Here is a 20,674-nt window from a genome sequence, read left to right as displayed (position 1 = left end):
CAGGAAATGACGGCCCTCGCCAGACGACTCGTACTCCTAGGGGAAGACGCTCACTTGATGCCGGACCGCAGCCTGCGACTCCTCACGCTCCCCCAGCAGTCGGTGCAGGGAGGGGAGCGCAGCGGCGTGCTGCTGCGGGAGCAGCCCGCCTCGCCGCCGGACGCGCCGTCCTCGGACAAGAAGGACGGCCAGGGCGGTGCGGCCGGGGAGGACAACCCCTTCGCCCCGCCGCCGGAGGGCACCCCCGACCGCCCGTGGCAGCCGCGCCGGCCCGAGGGCTCGGACGACGGCTCGGGCGAGGGCGACGGCCGGGGTGAGGGCGGTGGCCGCACCCCGTGGGGCGGTCAGTGGAGCGACCGCCAGCCGGGCCGCTCCGACGGCGGCTTCGGCCAGCGCCCGGGCGCGGCTCCCGGCGGCGGCCCGGACGGGCCGGGCAGCGCGGGGCCCAATCTGCGCTGGGACCCGACGGACCCCTCCCAGCGTCGCGCCCGCTACGCCCTGCTCTGCGGCATGTGGGCCTTCTTCTTCGTCCTCTTCGGCTGGCCGTACGTGAGTTTGATGCTGGGCGCGCTGGCCATGTACTGGGGCATCAGCGCCCTGCGCGCCAAGCCCCGCACCCCCGACCCCGACACCCCGGCTCCGCCCCAGTCCGCCCGCCCGCAGACCACCGCAGCGATCAGCGGCCTGGTCACGGCCTCGCTGGCCATCGTCTTCGTGGCGGCGAACTTCACCGCGCGGCTCGTCTACGACGACTACTACACCTGCACGAACGACGCCCTCACCAACCAGGCCCAGCAGGCCTGCGCGGACCTGCTCCCGAAGGAACTCCGGGGCGTGCTCAGCACGAACGGCTGACGCCGGGCCCCGGGCGGCTCCCGGTGTCAGTCGGTGGCCGGAGGCTTCTCGGCGGGCTCCTCCAGTGACCTGGACGCCTCCTTCAGCGCCGCCCAGCGCATCTCCAGGAGCGCGTCGTCGTACCAGGGCGTCGCAGAGGGCTCCGGCTGCGCCGCGGGCGCGGGGGGCGGCAGGTAGTCGTACGGCTCGAAAGCGTCGTCCTCGTCGTAGGCGGAGGCCTCGTCGTAGGGGGAGGCCTCCTGCGGGGCGGGGACCTCCACGGGCCCGGTCGCCGGCACTGCCGTCGGTCCGGTCACCGACCCGGCTGTCGGCCCTGTCGCCGCCCCGGCTGTCGTTCCGGCCGCCGGCTCCTGCGCCTTCTTGCGCCGGTGGAACCAGGACCCCGCCGACGAAAGCCGCGTCCACAGGCCGCCCCTCGTCCGTCCCCGCCAGGCCCGTACCGCCAGCGCCACGGGCAGCCCCGCCGCCGTGATCCACCCCAGCACCGCGGGTCCGACCTGCCACCACACCGGCCCGAACCGGGCCAGCACCCCCACCCCGAGCGGTCCGCCGGCCAGCGCGGTCAGCACGGCGACCGCCGCCGCGCACAGCACCGCCGCCCACAGCAGCGCACCCGCCGTCCGCCTGCGTGACCATCCGGCGTCCGCGGCTCTCCCCGCGCACCAGCCCACCAGCACCCCGGCCACCAACGGCACCACTCCGGCCGCCCAGTGCGCAGGTCCTCCGGCCCCCGCGTCCGGTACCGCCGCCAGCAGCGGAAACGGCGGCAGCAGCGAGGCCGGGTCCGACGACAGCGGGGCCACGACATGCCCCGCGCCGAGGACGAAGCCGGGTCCTGAGGCGTACCCGGCCGCCCACACGGCCGCGTTCGGCAGCAGGGCCAGACACAGCAGCAGGACGGCGAACCGTCCCGACCACCCCTCCGTCAGCTGGAAGAACGCCTCCCGCGTCGCGCCGCCGTGCGCCACCAGCGACACCGCGAGCACCACCGCCCCGCCCCCGACCAGCACGCACACCCCGGCCCCCGCGGCTCGTGCCGACGCGGCCAGCCGTGCCCGCGCCTCCACCCCGAGGACGAGCCGCCGTACCCCCGCGGGCAGCAGCACCAGCGCCCCGTCCAGGGCCTCGGCGGGGCGGCCGTACGCCGTCCACACGCCGGCAGCCGCCGCGCCCATGACGACGGCCGGCAGGCACACGCAGGTCCAGGTCCACGAGGGCCGCAGCGCCCCGCCGGACGCGTACAGCGCGACGGCGGCGCCGACGGCGAGGTATCCGAGCACGAGCCCCGTCCACGCCGTCCGCCCGGACGCCTGCGGCGGCTCCTCCTCCCCGGCGGCCAGGTCCCGCGCCGCCCGGTGCACCAGCCACAACGGCAGCGCGAGCAGCAGCAGCGGGGTGACGCCGACGGGCGCCGGGACTCCGGAGAGCGTGTCCGTCCGGATCAGCTCGGCCCCGTGGGCGAGCAGCCACAGGGCGGCGGCCACGTGCAGCGCGCCTCCCGGACCGCTGTCGGGGTAGGGCGAGCTGATCCACAGCACGGTCACGAGCACGGCGAACGAACCGAGCCCCAGTCCGGCGGCCACCGCACCGCCCAGCAGGGCGGCGGCCAGGCCGGGCGTCCGGTCGCGCAACCGGGTGAGCAGGGGCGACAACGACGTGCGGCGAGCGGTCAGCTGAATCACGACCGCCATGCTCCCAACGACACGCGCTTTCTCGTCGTAACAGGCGAAGCTCCGATGTGTCGCTCAATATACGACTATGTACTTTTCCGCACGAAGGGGCGCCCTGTGACGCAGGATCAGGTCGCGAAAGGGGCCGGCGCCACCGGCGAGCTGACAGCTCCTCAGCAGGAGCACGAGGAGCTCCCGGCCACCCCCCTGACACCCGCTCAGGCCTTCGACGCGCTGTACGCCTTCTGCGCGCCCGCCCTGGTCCGGCAGACCTATCTGCTCACCGGCCGCCGCGAACTCGCCCGCGAGTCGGTCGAACGGGCCTTCCAACTCGCCTGGCAGCGCTGGCCCGAGGTGGCGGTGGACCGGGATCCGGCGGGCCGGGTACGGATCATGGCGTACGAGTACGCCCTCTCCCCCTGGCACCGTTTCCGGCCCCGTTACCGCAGCCCCGAGGCGCCCGTCGCCGACCCGGCCGACCGCGCGCTGATGGACGTACTCCTGACCCTCCCGCCGTCGCAGCGGCGCACGCTCCTGCTCTACGACGGCGTGGGGCTCGACCTTCCGGAGACGGCGGCGGAGACGGAGGCGAGCACACCGGCGACGGCCTGCCGGCTGATGAACGCGCGGTCGGCGGTCGCGGACCGGCTGCCCGACCTGGCCGACCCGTCCGACCTGCACGAGCGCATGGTCTCGCTGGCCTCCAGGGAACGTCTGCGGGCCGCGCAGCCGCCCACGGTACGGACCGCGAGTGAGCGCCGGGCACGCTTTTGGACCCGGGCGGCGATCGCGTTCACGGTGGCCCTGATCGGCACGACGGCACTCACCCTGCGGACGGCTCCGACGCACTACGTGCCACCGGTGGCGCCGGGGGCGGAGATCCAGGGGGTGCCGGCGCGGGTGGGGCAGGGGCCGCTGTCGCAGGCGGAGGTGTCGCTGCGCAAGAAGCTGCGCTCGTCGATGGGGAACGGTCCGGAGAAGGTGGTGCCACTTGCTCGTTAGGGGTCGGCTGCGGGCCGGTGGGGGCTGGTCGCGCAGTTCCCCGCGCCCCTGAAAAGAGTGGGTTCACTTGAAGTCTTCTAGGGGCGCGGGGAACTGCGCGACCAGCCACGACATACCCGCAGCCGCCCGACAACCGGACCCGGCACCTCCTGACGCGTCGATGGGCCCGCCCCAACCCACGGAGCGAGCCCATCGACGTTCAGCCAGGTACCGCTCAGCCGGCGAGGATCTCCCGCGCCAGCTTCGCCGTCTCGGTCGGCGTCTTGCCGACCTTGACGCCGGCGGCCTCGAGGGCCTCCTTCTTCGCGGCGGCCGTGCCGGAGGAGCCGGAGACGATGGCGCCGGCGTGGCCCATGGTCTTGCCCTCGGGCGCGGTGAAGCCCGCGACGTAGCCGACGACCGGCTTGGTCACGTTCTCCTTGATGAAGGCCGCGGCCCGCTCCTCGGCGTCGCCGCCGATCTCACCGATCATGACGATGAGGTCGGTGTCGGGGTCGGCCTCGAACGCGGCGAGCGCGTCGATGTGCGTCGTACCGATGATCGGGTCGCCACCGATGCCGACGGCGGACGAGAAGCCGATGTCACGCAGCTCGTACATCATCTGGTACGTCAGCGTGCCGGACTTCGAGACCAGGCCGATACGGCCCGGCTTGGTGATGTCGCCCGGGATGATGCCGGCGTTGGACTGGCCCGGGGTGATGAGACCGGGGCAGTTCGGGCCGATGATCCGGGTCTTGTTGCCCTTCTCCACGGCGTAGGCGTAGAACGCGGCCGTGTCGTGCACCGCGATGCCCTCGGTGATGACGACCGCGAGCGGGATCTCGGCGTCGATGGCCTCGACGACGGCGGCCTTGGAGAAGGCCGGCGGTACGAAGAGGACGGACACGTTCGCGCCCGTCTTCTCCATCGCCTCGGCGACCGTGCCGAAGACCGGGATCTCGTTGCCGTCGATGTCGACGGAGGTGCCCGCCTTGCGGGGGTTCACGCCACCGACGATGTTCGTGCCGTCGGCCAGCATGAGCTTGGTGTGCTTCATGCCCGTGGCACCGGTCATGCCCTGGACGATGACCTTGGAGTCCTTGTCGAGGAAGATAGCCATGGCTTGTCTGTCCCTCTTCCCTTACTTCGCAGCCGCGAGCTCGGCGGCCTTGTCGGCCGCGCCGTCCATGGTGTCCACGCGCTGGACCAGCGGGTGGTTGGCGTCGGAGAGGATCTTGCGACCCAGCTCGGCGTTGTTGCCGTCCAGACGGACGACCAGCGGCTTGGTGACTTCCTCACCGCGGTCCGCGAGCAGCTGGAGCGCCTGCACGATGCCGTTGGCGACCTCGTCGCACGCGGTGATGCCGCCGAAGACGTTGACGAAGACGGACTTGACGTCCGGGTCGCCGAGGATGATCTCCAGGCCGTTCGCCATGACGGCGGCGGAGGCGCCACCGCCGATGTCGAGGAAGTTGGCGGGCTTGACGCCACCGTGCGCCTCACCGGCGTACGCGACGACGTCCAGGGTGCTCATGACGAGACCCGCGCCGTTGCCGATGATGCCGACCTCGCCGTCGAGCTTGACGTAGTTGAGGTTCTTGGCCTTGGCCGCGGCCTCCAGCGGGTTCGCGGAGTCCTTGTCCTGGAGGGCCTCGTGCTCCGGCTGACGGAACTCGGCGTTCTCGTCGAGGGAGACCTTGCCGTCGAGGGCGATGACCTCGCCGGAGGCGACCTTGGCCAGCGGGTTGACCTCGACCAGGAGGGCGTCCTCCTCGACGAAGGTCTTCCACAGCGTCACCAGGACGTTCGCGACCTTGTCGGCGACCTCGGCCGGGAACTTCGCGGCCTCGACGATCCGGCGCGCGACCTCGGGGGTCACGCCCTCGTTGGCGTCGATCGGTGTCTTGGCGACGGCCTCGGGGCGGGTCTCCGCCACCTCCTCGATCTCCATGCCGCCCTCGACGGACGCGATGGAGAGGAAGGTGCGGTTGGCACGGTCCAGGAGGAAGGAGACGTAGTACTCCTCCACGATCTCCGGGGCCGTCTCGGCGATCATCACCTTGTGGACCGTGTGGCCCTTGATGTCCATGCCGAGGATGTTGGTGGCGTGCTCCACGGCCTCGTCGGCGGAGGCGGCGAGCTTGACGCCACCCGCCTTGCCACGGCCGCCGACCTTCACCTGAGCCTTGACGACAGACTTGCCACCGAGGCGCTCGGTGGCTGCGCGGGCCGCCTCAGGCGTGTCGATGACTTCACCGGCCAGCACCGGTACATCGTGCTTGGCGAAGAGGTCCCTCGCCTGGTACTCGAACAGGTCCACGCGCTTCCGTCCCTATCAGTGATCTCGCGGTTCGTTGTCTGCGTGGGCGTGCCGCGAGGGCAACGTGACGTCCGACCGGTGTCTGTCACAAGGGAGGCGCACACGGTGTCCGAGCGCGCGGCATGTCCGTCTCGCAGGTTATCGCTGCTTGCCGGGGGCCCCTAAATCGAGGGTCACACCTGAGCGGTGATACCTGTCACATGATGCCGCCCTCACTGGCACGGCGTGCCGCGTGTGAGGTCGTGGGGCGACTTTCACGACCCCGTGAGCCGCATGATCCCCATGATCCACGTGATCTACGTGACCTCCATGACCTCCATGACCTCCATGATTCACATGGGTAGGGCCTCACCGGGATGGGGTTGTCCCGGTGAGGCCCCTGGTACGACCCCTTGTGCACGTTCTTCGAGGGGCCCGGGCGGTGGATCCCCACCCCAATGGGGATCCCTGCGCCCTGTCCGCGAGGTTCCGGCAGAACGAACCGACGGCTTTCGGCCGTCCGGGACCCGTCGCCTCACGGAGTCGTCGGTGGGGGACGGTCAGACGCGGTGGTCCTGCGCGTAACCCGGGGTGAGGGACACGGCCACACCCTGGACGCCGGTGACGGCGTGCCCGGCGAGCGGTCCCGTGCCGTCCTGGAGGGTCCCGGTCAGATCACCGGCGAAAGGACCGACCTGCGCGGCGACGGGGGCGACCTCGCCGACGACGCCGGTGGCGAAGGGTGCGACGTCACCCGTCACGCCGTACGCGAGCGTCGTGGCACTGTCGACGACCGGCTCGGCCGTACGGGTGACGGTGTCGACGACGGGCTGTACGGCCCCGGCGACACCGTGCGCGAAGGGCGGGACCTCGCCCGTCACGCCGTGGGCCAGGCCGGTGGCGTGGCCCGCCACTCCGTACGCGAGCGGCGCCACGTCCCCGACGACTCCGGCGGCGAAGGGCGTGACGTCCCGCGTGACGCCGTTCGCCAGGCCGGTCGCGTCCGTGACGGCCTGCCCGGCGACCGGCACCACACCGTGCACGGCGGTGTTCACCACCGGCGGCAGCACGGCGTCGGTGGTGTCGTGGGCGACCTGCCCGACCAGACCGGTGGCGTACGGCGGCACGTCGGCGGCAACCCCGTCGGCGACCGGGAGCACGCCGGCGACCGTGCCGGTGGTGTACCCGGCCACACCGTCCTGGATCTCCCCGACTCCGGCGACTGCGCCGCCGACGACCGGGGACACGTCCCCGACGACGCCGTACGCGAGTCCGGTCGCCGCGCCCACCGCGTGCCCCGCGGTCCGCGCGACGCCGTCCACGGCTCCTCCGGCGGTCGGGGTCACCTGGCCCACGGTCCGCCCGACGGTGGGCACGACTCCCTCGGCGACCGGCACGACACCGTCCACCGCGTGCCCGGCGACCGGCACCACACCGTCCACGGCGGCGGTCACGACGGGCGGCACGACCGCGGCCACCGTCTGGTCGGCGACGGGCGTGACGGGGCGGGGGACGGAGGAGACCCCCGAGATCCCCTGGAGCTTCGTCTGGGCGCCGGCCAGGGCGCGCTCCACCTCGGGGGCGAAGACGGAGAGGGGGCCGAAGAGGTAGTCGACGCCTTGCTCGGGGGTGGTGGGGATGGTGGGGGTGGTGGGGATGGTGGGTGCGGTCGGTGCGGTGAGTGTGCTGGGTGTGGTGGTTGCCGCGATCTCGGAGGCCTTGGCGGCGGCTGCCTGGGCGGCGTTGGCCTTCGCCTCGGCCTGTGCGGCGCGGGCCGCCTTCGCACCCTGGATGGCCGCGGCGCCCTTCACCTTGGCGGCCTTTGCGCGAGCGGCCTGGGACGTGGGTGCGGCGGTGACCTGTGAGGTGGTCACGCGCGAGTCCGCGGTACGGGCCTCGACGGGGGCGTCGGCGGCGGTGACGTCGGAGACCGCACCGTCGAGGGTGCCGGTGACCGTGCCGAGGGTGTCGGTCGTCGGGTCCGTCATGGAGAGGGAGGTGGCCGGGAGTTCGTCCGCGCTGGCGACGGCGGAGCCGAGTGCCCACGCACCGGTGACGCCGGCGGCTATGACGATGGAACGGCGGATGTTCTTGTTCATGAGTGCGTCAGATCCCTGGATCTTGGGTGCCTGGAGAGGCAGGGGGACATCCGGAGCCACAGGGCTCCAGGGGGGATCCGTCCGGAGATCTACGGGAGATCTGGGGGGTGTCCGAACGGCTGGGGCAGACCTGTTCCGCCCCCGCGCGGCAGGTCGGCGGGGGAAGGTCTGCCCTAGCCGGGGAAGACGGGGATGTCCCGGTGCCTGTCCCGGGTCCCGGCCCCTTCGACGCTCGCGGCGGCACCGGGCACGAGCCGCAGCGGCGCCCGGTGGCCGGGGGTGATGGCGTGCGCGTCGCCGTGCCGCGACGAGCCGTTGTCCACGGCCGACTTGCCGCCCAGGACTCCGCCCGGGTTGTCCGAGGGCGCCTGCTGCGCGGGCGCGTGGGCGGTGGACGTGGAATTCGTGCGGTGGGCGGGGCCTCGGACGGCACCGCCGGCCACGGTGGCGTGACCGGCGAACCGCGGCCCGTACACGGCACCGCCGTGCGCCGAGCCCTTGTCCCCGGCCGGGCTTTCCACCGTCTGCTCGCCCGACTGGGGCTGCTGCGGCGCCGAGGTGGCCGGTGCGGGCACGGGCAGGGTCTGGACCGGAGTCCCGGGCAGGCCCGGCACCGTGGGGGCACCCGGCACCGTCGGCAGGGTCGGCCACGACGGGGACTCGGGGAACGACGGCCACTCCGGGAGCGTGGGCTGCGCCGGTATCCCGACCGTCTCGGTCAACCCCGTGGTCACGGTCTCGACCAGGTTCCCGACCGGTGCGACCAGATCACCCACCGGCCGCACGACACCGTCGGTCACGGCGCCGATGACGTCCTCGGTCACCGGGCGGAGGACGGTGTCGTCGGACGGGTGGGTGACGGTGTCGACGTTGCCGGCTTCGGGGGCGACGGGATCGGGGGTGCCGTGCTTTGCCGGGTCCGGGTCCGGGTTCCTGTCCGCGTCGGTCCCTGTGGCCGTCGGCGCGGACGGGAGGTTCACCGACTGCCCCACCGTCGTACCCGGCAACTCCCCCGTGCCGTCCGCCGCCTGTGCCTGCTCCCCGCAGAGGAAGCCGAGCACGAACAACCCGCCGACCAGCAGCCCCACCTGCAGCGCGCGCCGCCCGACCGCCGCGCGCAGCACGCGCACAGCGACACCGGGAAAGGCTGCTGACCAGGTCAAGAGAGGGCTGGTCCTTCCGTGCGACAGAACGAAGCGAAAGGGAACGGAGGAAAACGGAACGAAGGCGAAAGGGAAACGGAGGGGAAGGGTGAAGACTGTGGAGAACCCGATCCTTGCACGGGGTGCCCGAGGTCGCGCAAGTCCCCTGTTACCGATGCGTAGTCATGTCCGATTTGCTGGGCGAACCGCAGGTAACAGGGTCGACAAATCTCCAACATGCGGACGTCGTTCACACCGGATCCGGTATCGGGAGCGGACGCTTCTCGATCGCCGCCGCCATCACCTCCGGGAACAGATCGGGAGTACAGGCGAACGCCGGTGCCCCCAGGGCGGCGAGCGCGGCCGCGTGCTCCCGGTCGTAGGCGGGCGCCCCCTCGTCCGACAGGGCGAGCAGGGTCACGAACTGCACCCCGGACGCCTTCATCGCCGCGACCCGCTTGAGCATCTCGTTGCGTATGCCTCCCTCGTAGAGGTCGCTGATCAGCACCATCACCGTCTCCGCGGGCCGGGTGATCTGCGACTGGCAGTACGCCAGCGCCCGGTTGATGTCCGTGCCGCCGCCGAGCTGCGTCCCGAAGAGCACGTCCACGGGGTCGTCGAGCTGGTCGGTGAGGTCGACGACCGCCGTGTCGAAGACGACGAGCCGTGTGTCGATCGACCGCATGGACGCCAGCACCGCACCGAACACGGACGCGTAGACGACGGACGCCGCCATCGACCCCGACTGGTCGATGCAGAGGACGACCTCCTTCTTCACCGAGCGGGAGGCCCGGCCGTAGCCGACGAGCCGCTCGGGCACGATCGTGCGGTACTCGGGCAGGTAGTGCTTGAGGTTGGCCGAGATCGTGCGGTTCCAGTCGATGTCGTGGTGGCGCGGCCTGTTGATCCGGGCGCTGCGGTCGAGGGCGCCGGTGAGCGTGGCGCGGGTGCGGGTGGCGAGCCGCTTCTCCAGATCCTCGACGACCTTGCGCACGACCGCCCTGGCCGTCTCCTTCGTCGTCTCCGGCATCGCCTTGTTGAGCGAGAGCAGCGTGCCGACCAGGTGCACGTCGGCCTCGACCGCCTCCAGCATCTCCGGTTCGAGCAGCAGGGTGGACAGCCCGAGCCGGTCGATGGCGTCCCTCTGCATGACCTGCACGACGGAGGACGGGAAGTACGTCCGGATGTCCCCCAGCCACCGCGCCACGGACGGTGCCGAGGCCCCGAGCCCCGCCGAACGCTCCTTCCCCGCCTGACCCTTCCCGTCCCCCCTGCCGTAGAGCGCGCTCAACGCCCCGTCCATCGCGGCATCCTGCGCACTGAGCGTGCACCCGGTCCCGTCAGCCGCCTCCCCACCCAGCACAAGCCGCCAACGCCGCAGGCGCTCGTCGTCGGGGGAAGGGAGGGTGGGGGAAGGGAGGGTGGGTGAAGGGGGTGTGGGTGAAGGGGGTGTGGGCGCAGGGGGTGTGGGTGAGGCAACCGGTTCCGTCGGCTCGTTCGGCACCTTCGGCTCCTTCGGCTCCTTCGGCTCGGTCGTCATGCCCGTCCCCCCGTCCTGAACCGGTCCCAGAGCGGAACCACGGTCATGCTCGTCACCGGGCCGTGCGTCACCCGCGACCCGGTCCCGTTCCCGGGTGCGACCCCACGCCCGTCCCCGGCAGGGGCCACTGTCCTGCCGGCCCCGCTCCCCGGTGTCCGAGCTACCTCGGCCGTCATCCCGCCACCCCCGCAAGGTCGTTGTCGTCGGCTTCCGCCAAGTCGTCGTCGTGGTCGTCGTCCAGGCCGAGCAGCAGCCGCACCACCGGCAGCACGGCGTCGGCCCGGTCGCTGTCGAGGCCGTCCCCGAAACCCGGTATCCCGGAACCGGCCCCCGCCGCGCTCCCCCGCTGTCCCGGACCCCGCCGGACCAGTTCGCCCAGGGTCCGGCGCACTCCCGGCTCGTACGCCGAGAACGTGCGCCGCAGCAACGGCAGCACATCGGTGAACGCCTCCGCCGACACCCCGGTCAGCCAGGCGTCGACGAGTCCGAGCAGCCGCTCGTCGTGCACGAGCAGCATCCCGCCGCCGGCCCCGCCCCCGACGAACCCCTCGATCCACGCGGCCGCATCCGCCGGCTCCGTCCCCGGCGACAGGACGAGCCCCATGAGCCGCGCCGCCTCGTCCTGCGCCAACTCCCCGTCGTCCAGCAGCAGTCGCACAGCCCGTCCCCTGATCACCCCGGGCACGGTGTCCCGCAGGGACAACACCTTGAGCACGGCCTGCCAGCGGCCACGAAGTCCCCGAGGCGCCGGTGCCGGCGCCTCCTCCGTGCCGGCCGGCCTCGGTGCAGTCGGCGTAACGGCACTCGGGTCGCCGCCGCCCTGCTCCGCAGTCGCCACCGTGTCCCCCGGTGCCGCTGCCTCGCCCAGCAGCCCCACCGCCCCGTGGACCGCGTCCACATGGCGCCGCATCTCCTCCGCCGCCTCCGCGTCCAGCGCGACACAGGCCGGGGGCAGGCCGACGAAGACCCGTTCGGCGAGGCCGGCGGCGACCTCCGTCAGGGCGCCGGTGTCGGTGCCGCGCACATCGCCGTAGCGCAGGGAACGGACCAGGGCCGGCAGTGCCTGGGCGAGATGGCCGACGTCCGCGTCCAGCGCGGCGCGGTCGGCGAGGATCTGCATCACCGTCGGCAGGGCGTCGGGGAGTTCGGCCAGCAGACAGCGCTCGGCGAGGGCGGTGACCTCGGAGAGCCCGGCCGCGGAGACGGCGTCCGCCTCCGCCCTGGCCGTCGCCGCGGCGAGCACCGTCGTCCCCCACACCCCCGCCTCGGCGACCCGCACCGACAACTCCGGCTCCCACCGCAGCCGCCACGTCTCCCGGAACGTGCCCGTGCTCCCCCGTGAGAGCGCCGGCTCGCCCCACGCCACGCCCAGGAGCCGCAGCCGGTGCAGCAGCCTGCTGCGCGCGGCGTCGTTCTCCTTGCGCAGGTCCAGCTCCAACTCCCGCTCCAGCGCCTCCGGTTTGAGCCGAAGCCGCCGCTGGATCCGGTCGAGGTCCCGCTGCAACGGCACCGCGGGCGCCGTCTGCGGCACCTCGCCCAGGACGTCCCCGACCACCAGCCGGTCGTGCACCAGCGCCAAGGGCACGTCCGAGCCCTCGCACATCACCGCCCGCACCGCGTCGGTCGTCTCGCTCAGGCCGGGCAGGGGGCGGCCGCGCATGGCCGCGAGTGTCTCGGCCAGTCGTACGGCCTCGATGACGTGCGCCGAGGACACGATCCGGTCCTCCTCGCGCAACAGCCCCGCCACCTTGGTGAGCCACCGCTCGACAGGCCGGTCCGGTGCGCCGAACAGGTGCCCGTACCAGCCGGGCGAGTCGATTCCCGCGCCGTAACCGCTGTGCCGCGACAGCCGGCGATGCGTCCACGGCACCCACGTCATGTCCGCCTTGACCTTGGGCAGCCCCTTCAACAGGGCCTTGTCGGCGGCGACCGTGCTCTTGCGCCGCAGCGCGGGCACGTGCCAGGCGCCGCACACCACGGCCACATCGTCCCCGAACTCCCGCTGTGCCGCCCGCACCTGGAGCCGCATGTACGCCTCCCGCACCAGGTCCCGGTCGTGTCCACCGGTGCCGTACGTCTCCCGCAGGACCCCCATCGCCTCTTCCAGCACGGTGAACGGCTCGAACACGTCCCCCTGCCCGGCACCCCGGTGCTCGACGACGTCCTCCCACCACCGCTCGGGATCGTCGTACCCGGCAGCCTCGGCAAGCACCCCGAGCGGATCCACCCGGACGGCCTCGTGAACGGCGGGCTCCCCGCCCGGAGCGGTGTCCCCGCCTGCGGGCACTGCGTCCGCTTCCCCCTGAGCGGAGCGTTCGCCGGACTGGCCGGTGCCACGTGTGTCCGGAGTCCCGCCGTCGCTCACACCCGACGGCCGGGTGTCCTGCGTGGCCGGTGCACCGGACCCGCTGGGCTCCGGCGGCCCCGGTAGCTGGGCGGCGGACTCGTCCCCCTGCTCCGTCGGCCCGTCGCGCCCCTCGTCTCTCCCCCAAGCCAACGTGTGCGTGGTCGGCAGGTCGATGAAACGGGCCGGGACCTCGTGCTCCAGCGCCCAGCGGATCGCCACCCACTCCGGGGAGAACTCGGCGAGCGGCCAGAACGCCGAACGTCCGGGCTCGTCCACGGCATGGGCGAGCAGCGCCACCGGCGGTCGCATGTCCTCCTCCGCGGCCAGCGGGATCAACACGTCGGCCTCGGGCGGCCCCTCGATCAGCACGACCCGGGGCCGGGCCGCCTCCAACGCGGCCCGCACGGCCCGCGCCGATCCGGGTCCGTGATGCCGCACCCCGAGCAGCAGCGGCCCGGACCCGGCGTCCCTCACTCCCGCTCGGACACCGCCGCGGGCCACACCCTCACCGTCATGAACACCCACGCCGACCACATCCCCGTCCCCGCCCTCGGGCCCCTTCACTTCAGCCGCCCCCTCGCCCCCGCCTTCGGGCCCCCTCACTCCAGCCGCCCCCTCGCCCCCGGCCTCCCCGGAGGCGCCGGCCACTCCGCCCTCCACCTCATCCACGCTCGTCACGCCGTCCGCTTCCCCTCCGGGGCCACTTGGAGTCGTCCTCGCCGCCCCGTCCGGTCCCGTTGCCGCCGCTCCACTCGACACCAGTCACGACCGTCCTCCTCGTCTCCGCCGTCGCCGCACGCTTCGACCGCCCTCGCCCAGCCCACGGGCGCCCCGGTCCGGTCCGGCGCCCCGTGCTCCCCCGGCCCACCGCCCGCACCCGTCGGCCCGCCCGGTCTCCACCCCGGGCCCGACCGACCTCGCGCCCCTACCGGCCTCCCCCGGGCCCCGCCCCCGGCCCCCGGCAGCCCGCCCGAACCCGACCGCCATCTCACCCCTGTCAGCCCGCCCGAACCGGCCGCCACCTCGCCCCCGCCCATCCGCGCGAACCGCAGGCCGTCACTCACGCACGCCCGCCCCCCTAGCCATCGCTCACGCGCTCACCTCCCGGCACGCCCGGTAGAAGTCCTTCCAGCCGTCCCGCTCGCGGACGACCGCCTCCAGGTACTCCTGCCAGATGACCCGGTCGGCGGCCGGATCGCGGACGACCGCGCCGAGGATGCCCGCGGCCACGTCCCCGGCGCGCAGGACGCCGTCACCGAAGTGGGCTGCCAGGGCGAGCCCGTTGGTGACGACGGAGATCGCCTCGGCCGTCGACAGCGTGCCGCTGGGTGACTTGAGCTTGGTGCGGCCGTCGGACGTCACCCCGTCGCGCAGCTCGCGGAAGACGGTCACGACACGGCGGATCTCGGCGATGCCGTCGGGTGCTTCCGGCAGGTCCAGCGAGCGGCCGATCTGGTCGACGCGGCGCGAGACGATGTCGACCTCGGCCTCCACGCTCTCCGGCAGCGGCAGCACGACCGTGTTGAAGCGGCGGCGCAGGGCGCTGGAAAGGTCGTTGACCCCGCGGTCGCGGTCGTTGGCCGTGGCGATGAGGTTGAAGCCGCGGACTGCCTGCACCTCCGAGCCCAGCTCCGGTATCGGCAGCGTCTTCTCGGACAGGATCGTGATGAGCGTGTCCTGCACGTCGGCCGGGATCCGGGTCAGCTCCTCCACCCGCGCCGTCATCCCCTCCGCCATGGCCCGCATCACCGGACTCGGCACGAGGGCGTCACGGCTCGGACCGTTGGCGAGGAGCTGTGCGTAGTTCCAGCCGTACCGGATCGCCTCCTCGGGCGTGCCCGCCGTGCCCTGCACGAGCAGCGTCGAGTCACCGCTGACCGCCGCGGCGAGGTGCTCGGAGACCCAGGTCTTGGCGGTGCCGGGCACGCCCAGCAGCAGGAGGGCGCGGTCGGTGGCGAGCGTGGTGACGGCGACCTCGACGAGGCGCCGCGGGCCCACATACTTCGGAGTGATCACCGTGCCGTCCGGCAGGGTGCCGCCGAGGAGGTAGGTGGCCACCGCCCACGGTGACAGCTTCCAGCGGGCCGGGCGCGGGCGGTCGTCCTGCGCGGCCAGCGCGGCGAGTTCACCGGCGAAGGCGTCCTCGGCATGCGGCCGCAACGCCTCCCCCTGCTCCCCCTGCTTCGGTCCCACGGTCGTCGGTTCAACGGACACAGACATGGCTGAGGCCCCCTCCAGCTCCGCCGGTTCGGATCTGTCACCAACCGTGCACCACGCCACTGACAATGCGATCCGACCTGCGGAAACGTGCTCGCGAGGGCCCGAGCAGCGGTCGGCCCGAGGCCGATTGTCAGTGGGGGGATCTACCTTCGATGGCATGACTCAGCAGGGGGTGCGCTGGACGGCGGATCAGGTGCTGGCACTGGCTCCTGACGCCGCCTCACGCAAAGCCGGAAGCAAACTCGGCGCGGCCGGGCCGTGGACCGAGGCGGGGAGTTCCGACGAGGGGACGGTGTGGGGGCTGTGCAAGGGCAGCGGCAGCAAGCCGTATCAGACGGTCATCGACATCGCGGACGCCGCGGGCCCGGCGTACAAGTGCAGTTGCCCGAGCCGCAAGTTCCCGTGCAAGCACGCGCTCGGACTGCTGCTGCTCTGGGCGGGCGGGGAGGGTGCGGTGCCGCCGGGCCCGGCGCCGGACTGGGCGGAGCAGTGGATGGAGGGGAGAAGGCAGCGGGCGCAGGAGAGGCGGGCGGCGGACGCGGGCGGTTCCTCCGCCGGGTCCGGTGATCCGGAGGCGGCGCGGCGCAGGGCGGAGCGCCGAGCCGTGCGGATCACCGCGGGGGCCACGGAGCTGGAGCAGCGGCTGGCGGATCTGCTGCGCGGCGGTCTGGCGGGGGCGGAGCAGGCGGGCTACGGCATGTGGGAGGAGACGGCCGCCCGCATGGTCGACGCCCAGGCTCCGGGACTCGCCGGCCGGGTGCGGGAGTTGGGGTCCATCCCGTCGTCCGGTCCGGGCTGGCCGGTGCGGCTGCTGGAGGAGTGCGCTCTCGTCCATCTCCTCGACCGGGGCTGGCTGCGCCGTGAGCGGCTGCCGGACGGCCTCGCGTCGACGGTCCGTTCCCGGATCGGCCTGCCGGCATCGGCGGACGGCCCTGCGATACGGGACCGCTGGCTGGTCCTGGCCCAGTACGACACGGCGGACGCCCGTCTGACGACCCGCCGGATCTGGCTGCACGGCACGGACTCGGGCCGCACCGCCCTGCTCCTTTCCTACGGCGCCGCCGGACGCGCCCCCGAACTGGCCCTGCCGGTGGGGCTGGAGCTGGAGGCGGAGGTGTCCGCCTATCCCGGTACCGGTCAGGTGCGGGCGGCACTCGGCGAGCGGTTCGCGCCGCCCGCGCCCTCGGTGACGCGCCCGCCGGGAGTGACGACCGACCAGGCGGCCGCCCGCTACGGCGAGGCACTGCGGGACGACCCGTGGCTCGACTCCGTGCCGGTGACCCTGGACCGGGTGATACCGGCCCCGGACGGGGACTCCTGGCAGCTGGCCGACGCCGAGGGCGACTCGGCCCTGCCGCTCACCGCCTCCGCCCGCTCACGCCCGGGTCTGTGGCGCCTGGTCGCGCTCTCGGGCGGGGCTCCGGTGAAGGTCTTCGGCGAGTGCGGTCACCGCGGCTTCACCCCGCTGACCGCATGGCCCGAGGGCCCGGGCGAGGCGGTGCAACTGTGCTGAACGGAACCGGCCCAGTAATCGACCGGACGGAAAGGAACCGCATGGACAGGACCTCCGCACCGGACGCCTGGGAGGAGCTCGTCACCTCGGCCCTGCTCGGCACCGCGCGCCGTACGCCGCCCGGGGTAGAGCCCGGGCCCGAGGCGCCAGTGGCGTTGCTGGACGCGGCGGCCGTGGAGACCGTACGGCGGCGGGCCGGGCTCAGGCCCACGCGCGCGGCACAGCGGCCGCAGCCGGCGCCGGAGGACCCGCGCCCGCCACTGCCCGCGGCGGCGGCCCGCCGGCTCGCGATGCTGCTCGCCGACCGGCCGGGCGCGGGTGGCGCCGGCCGCAGGGGGACGGCACCGGATCTGATGGAGCTGCTCCCGCAGTGGCTCGCGGCGGCGAACGACCGCGGTTATGCGGCGCCCCCGCAGCTGCTGCCCGCACTGCTGGACGCGGCCCGGGGGCGGACGGATCTGCGACCTGCGGCGCTGGCGTTCGCGGGCTCGCGTGCCACCTGGCTCGCCCGGCTGAACCCCGACTGGCGGTTCGCCCTGCGGGCGACCCCCGGCGGCGGAGCGGCGCTGCCGTCGCCGCAGGACACCGCGGGCATCCACCTCCTCTGGGAGGAGGGACTGTTCGCCGAGCGGGTGGCACTCCTGGCGGCGATACGTGCCCGGGAGCCCGCCGCCGCGCGGGAACTGCTCGCGAGGACGTGGGCGACCGAGCGGGCCGAGGACCGGCTGATGTTCCTCGACTCGCTGCGGACCGGGCTGGGCCCGGACGACGAGCCGTTCCTGGAGCAGGCGCTGGCCGACCGGAGCCGCAATGTGCGGGCCACGGCGGCGGAGTTGCTGTCCGCGCTGCCGGGGTCGGCGCTGGCCGCGCGGATGGCGGTCAGGGCCGGGGCGTGCGTGGCCCTCGACCACACCCGGGACACGCCGACGATCGTCGTCGAGGCGCCGCACGAGTGCGACTCGGGCATGGAGCGCGACGGCGTCGTGGCGAAGGCTCCGTCGGGGCGGGGGCAACGGTCGTGGTGGTTCGGGCAGTTGGTGGAGGCCGCGCCGTTGGGCGGGTGGCCGGGGCGGCTCGGCGGGCGCACGCCGGCGGAGATCGTGGCGCTGCCGGTGGCGGACGACTGGCGGAACGACCTGCACGCGGCCTGGTGCCGGGCCGGCCGTACGGCAGCGGGACGCCGGATGGGCCCGGGCGCTGCTCGGGACGCCCGCGGCGCCGGAGGCCGGGGGGCCTGGGGCGGTGTCGCTGGCGGAGCGGGCCAAGCTGCTGGACACGCTCGACTCCGCCGAGCGGGCCGAATGGGTCGCCGGGTTCATCGCGACGCACGGGTTGTCGGAGGCGTTTCAGCTGCTGGGGGTGTGCAGAGTGCCGTGGTCCGCGCCGCTCGGGCGGGCGGTGGTCGACGCGCTCAACATCGCCCGGGACGCGGGGAGCTATCCGTGGAGTTTCAGCGGGGTGATGGGGCTGGCGGAGCGGTGTCTCGATCCGGCCGAAGCCGGGCGCCTGGAGGGGCTGATGGCGGTGCCCGACGAGGGGGAGGACGCCAGTCCGGGGGCGGGCGGTTACTGGGCGGAGGCGTTCCAGCGCTTGGTGACGACCCTGCGGTTGCGGGCGGCGATGGCGGAGGAGTTGCGGGGCGCGTAGTCGGGTGCCGTGCACGAGCGGTCGGTGCGTGAGCAGTCGGTGCGTGAGCAGTCGGTGCCTGAACGTTCGGCGCGCAGGCGGTCGGTGCCCGCCCGCCACACTCACCGTGCCCGCCGCACCCGCCGTGCCCGCCGCCCGCCGACCGGGCGGGGCCCGCGCCCGGGCGCAGGAACCGCGTCACCGGCCCCCGCCCAGCCCGCACCCCGCACTGACCTCGACCCTCCAGGCACCAGACAGAGGCACCCCGCCCCTACGCCCCCGCAGGCTGCCGTACGTTCTCCCGGACCCAGTCCACGATCGACTGGGTCGTCGCCCCCGGCGTGAAGATCTCCGCGACCCCCTTCTCCTTCAGCGGGGGAATGTCCGCCTCGGGGATGATCCCGCCGCCGAACACCAGGATGTCCTCGGCCTCCCGCTCCCTGAGCAGGTCGATCACCGCGGCGAACAACGTGTTGTGGGCGCCGGAGAGGATGGAGAGCCCGATCGCGTCGGCGTCCTCCTGGATCGCCGTGTCGACGATCTGCTCGGGAGTCTGGTGGAGGCCGGTGTAGATGACCTCCATGCCCGCGTCACGCAGCGCCCTCGCGATCACCTTGGCGCCACGGTCATGACCGTCGAGCCCCGGCTTGGCCACCACCACGCGGATCGGACCGGCTGTCACACCCATCACTGCCTCCATGAACCGACTGCGTGCATTCCTACCGACTAGTACCGCACAGACCGGGAATGTGAACGAACGTTATCGCCGCCATCTCGCACCCATGCAGTTTCGCATCAGGCACCGAGGGGGAAATCACATGATGGGACCCGTTCGGGAGCCGCAACGAGGTCGCCGCACCGCCGCGCCGCAGACCGCGCGCACCGGTGGCGCGGCGCGCCGGCGACGGCACGAAGGGCACGTAGGACAGGTAAGGCACGACAGCGGGGAGCCTCGTCGCCACGCCGACAGGGCGGCTCGTCACGTCACCGGCGCACCACCAGCACCACGAGCACCATCGGCACCACCGATACGACCGGATCAAGCACCGGCATCGTCGGCGTCGCCCGCACCACCGGTTCCGTCAGTTCCGCCGGCCCGTCCGGCGACCCCGGAACCCAGCGCCGACCGCCGTACCCATCCCCCGCGCCCCACTCGCGCCACGCCGGCGTCGACGACCTTCGCCGCGACTCCCCATGAGCGCACACGGGGGACGGAGCCGTCCTCCCGTGTGCCGACAGGAGGTCGGCCATGAAGGTCACCAAGGCGGCGCTGCCCCTTCTCCCGCTCTGCCAGCGTCTGCTTCCCGGCAGGCTGGCGGGACTCTCCCTGGCTCTCCTGAAGGCGACCGCGCTCGAGATCGCGATCCTCGCGGGACATCTCCTCCTGTACCCGTCCGGCATCACCCAGGAGCGCCGCTTCCCCGTGTCCCCGCTCCCCGCGGCAGAGGACGGCGCCTCGCAGCTGCCGACCGAGGCCAAGCCGCCGGTGGTTCTCCTGCACGGCTTCATCGACAACCGCTCGGTCTTCGTCCTCCTGCGCCGCAGTCTCGCCCAGCACGGCAGGCAGCAGATCGAGTCGCTCAACTACTCCCCGCTGACCTGTGACATCCGGGCCGCGGCGGAGCTGCTGGGCCGCCACATAGAGGGAATCTGCGAGCGCACGGGCAGCGAGCGGGTCGATGTCGTCGGGCACAGCCTCGGCGGCCTGATCGCGCGGTACTACGTGCAGCGCCTCGGCGGCGACGCCCGGGTCCGCACGCTGGTGACGCTCGGCACCCCGCACTCCGGCACCCGGGTGGTGCCGCTGGCCAACGCACACCCGATCGTGCGCCAGATGCGCCCCGGCTCGGAGTTGCTCGAGGAGCTCACTCGGCCGGCCCCGGGCTGCCGTACGCACTTCGTCAGCTTCTGGAGCGACCTCGACCACCTGATGGACCCCCTGGAGACCGCCTGCATCGACCACGAGGACCTGCTGGCGGAGAACGTCCGGGTGAGCGGGATCGGACATCTCGCCCTGCCGGTGCATCCCGCCGTGGCGACCGGCATACGCCAGGTGCTCGACACCGCACGGCCCGGGGAGGAGACGGCCGGCCGCGCGGGCGGACTGACCGTGGCGTAACGGTCGTATCGGACCCCCGGCACCGCCCGGACGCAGGCGGCCGGGAGCTCGCCCCACAGGCCGCCGACAACGCGCGGAGAGCCCGGGAACCGCGTTCCGGCATCGAACAGACTTCGAACACAGAGCCAAGGTCGCGCCCGCAGTCCTCCGAAACACGGCCGAATGCCCGTTTCCTGCGCGCCCGAAACCAGTTGAAGATTGTCGCGCCCGCGTACCGCCGGGTACAGTCGCCGCACTGCTCTGGCAGCCCCTGTTGTCGAGGC

The 20,674-nt window shown here is 73.3% G+C and carries 13 protein-coding genes and 1 pseudogene; 5 read left to right on the top strand and 9 right to left on the bottom strand.

Annotation, left to right across the window (positions count from 1 at the left end; genetic code table 11):
• Positions 1–57 precede the first annotated feature (57 nt).
• Positions 58–855, top strand: coding sequence for a hypothetical protein (locus M2163_RS30085; RefSeq protein ID WP_280849763.1), 798 nt, complete (start codon positions 58–60; stop codon positions 853–855).
• Positions 856–881: 26 nt separating this feature from the next.
• Here the strand turns inward: M2163_RS30085 and M2163_RS30080 are convergent, their stop codons facing one another.
• Complete coding sequence (locus M2163_RS30080; protein ID WP_280895533.1) at positions 882–2,546, bottom strand: DUF6350 family protein; 1,665 nt, start codon at positions 2,544–2,546, stop codon at positions 882–884.
• Between the two features lie 96 nt (positions 2,547–2,642).
• Between M2163_RS30080 and M2163_RS30075 the strand changes: the two genes are divergently transcribed.
• On the top strand, positions 2,643–3,527 hold the full coding sequence (locus M2163_RS30075) for an RNA polymerase subunit sigma-70 (protein ID WP_280849765.1): 885 nt from the start codon (positions 2,643–2,645) through the stop codon (positions 3,525–3,527).
• A 214-nt stretch (positions 3,528–3,741) separates the two neighbouring features.
• Here the strand turns inward: M2163_RS30075 and sucD are convergent, their stop codons facing one another.
• The 7 genes from sucD to M2163_RS30040 all read right to left on the bottom strand — a co-directional run bounded on the left by sucD (position 3,742) and on the right by M2163_RS30040 (position 15,153).
• Positions 3,742–4,626, bottom strand: coding sequence for a succinate--CoA ligase subunit alpha (gene sucD / locus M2163_RS30070; protein ID WP_280849766.1), 885 nt, complete (start codon positions 4,624–4,626; stop codon positions 3,742–3,744).
• A 21-nt stretch (positions 4,627–4,647) separates the two neighbouring features.
• Positions 4,648–5,826: an ADP-forming succinate--CoA ligase subunit beta gene (sucC, locus tag M2163_RS30065; protein ID WP_280849767.1), complete on the bottom strand. Its 1,179-nt coding sequence runs from the start codon at positions 5,824–5,826 to the stop codon at positions 4,648–4,650.
• Positions 5,827–6,365: 539 nt separating this feature from the next.
• Entirely contained in the window at positions 6,366–7,904 is a 1,539-nt protein-coding gene (locus M2163_RS30060; protein ID WP_280895532.1) for a hypothetical protein, read from the bottom strand.
• Between the two features lie 173 nt (positions 7,905–8,077).
• A complete protein-coding gene (locus tag M2163_RS30055) occupies positions 8,078–9,067 on the bottom strand; it encodes a hypothetical protein (RefSeq protein WP_280895531.1) in 990 nt (329 codons plus the stop codon).
• Between the two features lie 229 nt (positions 9,068–9,296).
• Positions 9,297–10,427 carry a VWA domain-containing protein gene (locus tag M2163_RS30050; protein ID WP_280854117.1) on the bottom strand — a complete coding sequence of 377 codons (1,131 nt, stop codon included), beginning with the start codon at positions 10,425–10,427 and terminating at the stop codon, positions 9,297–9,299.
• A 331-nt stretch (positions 10,428–10,758) separates the two neighbouring features.
• Entirely contained in the window at positions 10,759–13,407 is a 2,649-nt protein-coding gene (locus M2163_RS30045) for a DUF5682 family protein (RefSeq protein ID WP_280897335.1), read from the bottom strand.
• Between the two features lie 615 nt (positions 13,408–14,022).
• Complete coding sequence (locus M2163_RS30040) at positions 14,023–15,153, bottom strand: AAA family ATPase (protein ID WP_280849770.1); 1,131 nt, start codon at positions 15,151–15,153, stop codon at positions 14,023–14,025.
• 157 nt (positions 15,154–15,310) lie between these two features.
• Here M2163_RS30040 and M2163_RS30035 point away from each other — a divergent pair, with 157 nt between their 5' ends.
• The gene (locus M2163_RS30035) at positions 15,311–16,666 is read left to right on the top strand and encodes an SWIM zinc finger family protein (protein WP_280849771.1); all 1,356 of its coding nucleotides are present in this window, start codon (positions 15,311–15,313) and stop codon (positions 16,664–16,666) included.
• 41 nt (positions 16,667–16,707) lie between these two features.
• Positions 16,708–18,313: pseudogene (locus M2163_RS30030) on the top strand (DUF5691 domain-containing protein).
• Between the two features lie 250 nt (positions 18,314–18,563).
• Here M2163_RS30030 and M2163_RS30025 read toward each other — a convergent pair.
• Positions 18,564–18,980 (bottom strand): cobalamin B12-binding domain-containing protein, encoded by a 417-nt coding sequence (locus M2163_RS30025; protein ID WP_280849773.1) that lies wholly within the window; start codon positions 18,978–18,980, stop codon positions 18,564–18,566.
• Between the two features lie 561 nt (positions 18,981–19,541).
• Between M2163_RS30025 and M2163_RS30020 the strand changes: the two genes are divergently transcribed.
• A complete protein-coding gene (locus tag M2163_RS30020) occupies positions 19,542–20,411 on the top strand; it encodes an alpha/beta fold hydrolase (RefSeq protein ID WP_280849774.1) in 870 nt (289 codons plus the stop codon).
• Positions 20,412–20,674: the final 263 nt, after the last annotated feature.

This window comes from Streptomyces sp. SAI-135 (genome assembly GCF_029893805.1).
GTDB lineage: Bacteria > Actinomycetota > Actinomycetes > Streptomycetales > Streptomycetaceae > Streptomyces.
Note: the sequence above shows the minus strand (reverse complement) of the source record. Positions and strands in the feature narration are given on the sequence as shown.